This window comes from Acinetobacter sp. S4397-1, assembly GCF_024129285.1.
Lineage (GTDB): Bacteria > Pseudomonadota > Gammaproteobacteria > Pseudomonadales > Moraxellaceae > Acinetobacter > Acinetobacter lwoffii_C.
In genome coordinates this window covers 1-2,117 of sequence record NZ_JAMXXZ010000069.1, presented here as the reverse complement: position 1 = coordinate 2,117, position 2,117 = coordinate 1, and the positions used below count along the sequence as shown (strand labels likewise).

Sequence of the window (2,117 nt, the reverse complement as noted above, 5' to 3'; positions counted from 1 at the left end):
ATCGCAATATGTAATTTACAGCCATAAAACCAGCCCATTGAGCTTCTACCACGTGATGCAATTTGGACTAATGATTTATGACGCTGAATACGTTGATTTTTACAAACTGGCAGAGTTGTTGAATCAATCCATAAATATTGTGTAGCTTGGTCTTTCATCAGCGCCACATGTAAAGCGTGTAGGGCCAATTGGTGCATATTGATCAGATGAATCATCCTTTGATAGCAAGGCAAGTACTTAAATAAATGGCTTTTATCTTCTTTTAACCAGGTGAAAAAGGCTTTGAAATTATTGAAATGAGAGCATTTGTACCAAATGGCAATAAAGCAGATTTCTGAAATTGTGAGTTGAGCAGTTCTGATTCTTAAGGAACCACAGTTTTGTTTGAGAAACTCCCAATAAGTTGATTCAAATTTAAGAAAAAAATCATCAATTACGCAGAATAATTCGGTACTATTGAACATCAGGACTAGAGTTGTGAGTTTGGTGTGGTAACTCAACTGATGGCTCTAGTCCTCTTATTTTTCAAGTCAATTTCTTATCCGCGATTCGGGTTAATTAGTTTAACTTTATTGTTTTAATTACTTGGATTCTCAAATGAAGTGCAACAGAGATTAAATTATTGGAAGGAAGCAAGATGAGCTAGCATTTTGCTTCCGACCGACCAAAGTCAAAGTTGCATCATGAACTATACTCATCTTACTCAAGAAGAAAGATATCAGATTTCCACATTGTTACGTGAAGGTTTTTCTAAGCGTTATATCGCCTGGAGGCTAAATCGCTCACCTTCCACTATTTCCAGAGAGATAGCACGCAATCGAGCAAGGAATGGTTATTTCGCTCAACATGCCCATAAATTAGCTCGCAGACGGCATTGTCCTAATCCCAAAAGAATCTCTCGAGAGGTTTGGGCACAAGTTATGGCTTACCTTGAACTTCAGTGGAGCCCCGAACAGATTGCTTCTCATGTTTCAGTCAGTCTGCATTCCATATACAGGTTTATACAGCAGGATAAAAGCAGAGGTGGTGTGCTCTTCCACAACTTACGTTTCAGAAATCAAAGGAAGAGAAAATATGGCTCTATCGAGACTCGTGGCCAACTGACAAACCGCAAAAGCATTCACGATCGACCTGCTGAGATTGAGCAGCGCTCCCGCTTCGGTGATTTGGAAATAGATACGATTGTTGGCAAGAATCACTAACAATCTCTGGTTTCAATTGTAGATCGGAAGACAGGTTATCTTTGGCTGAAAAAGTGCAGCACGCGCAAGGCTGAGGAAGTTTGCCAAGCTACGATCAGATTATTGAAACCGATCAAAGCACACCTAAAAACAATTACCGCGGACAATGGGAAGGAGTTCAGCCTGCATGAGTATGCTGCTCAGGAATTAGATATAGATTGGTATTTCGCTGATCCCTCGAATAAAAATACGAATGGATTGATCAGACAATATATTAGAAAAGGCAGTGACTTGAATGACTATACGGATGCATATATTGCAGAAATTACTCAACGCTTGAATCATCGTCCAAGAAAAAGGCTCGGCTTTAAAAGTCCGAGTCAGGTATTATGGCAACAACATGGTGTTGCACTTCAAATGCTAATCTAAGTTATAAATAAAAATTCCGATCTAATCCCGATGACGATTAGAATCCAGTAATTTTTGTGAATGCTGAACCTCCTTTAAAATTTGATGGATTTCTGTATATTTTTTCAACTGTGCCTGCTGATGCACATAATAGCTCAGTAGACTGACAATGATTATAAAAATAGGAATCGTGCAAGTTTTCATTTTCTGTAACCACTTTGTTACTCGATCACAGTAATACTAACAAAAACCCAACAAATATGTGACTTAGTTTACATTTAACCCGATAAAGCGTGAGTTTTGCAACCCTGCTTTCAATTATTGGATTAAAATTTTACTGAATACTTATCTAATTAATTTCGTTATTTCTATCTATTTCTCGTATTTCATACCATACATTAATAATATTAAAATGATGAAGATCAAATATTTATTTATATTAGATCTCTTTCATAAATCAAAAAACGATCTTCTTTTTGGTTAATATTTGCACTCCAGATTTCTTGGCATTCGTGCATAATCTGCGGA

Annotated in this window: 2 pseudogenes; one reads left to right on the top strand and one right to left on the bottom strand. The window is 37.2% G+C overall.

Going from position 1 to position 2,117, the window contains the following annotated elements:
- Positions 1-464, bottom strand: a pseudogene (locus NI467_RS14495) (IS982-like element ISAcsp2 family transposase); the annotation flags it as partial.
- 219 nt (positions 465-683) lie between these two features.
- Here NI467_RS14495 and NI467_RS14490 point away from each other — a divergent pair.
- Positions 684-1,610, top strand: a pseudogene (locus NI467_RS14490) (IS30 family transposase).
- The last annotated feature ends 507 nt before the right edge of the window (positions 1,611-2,117 follow it).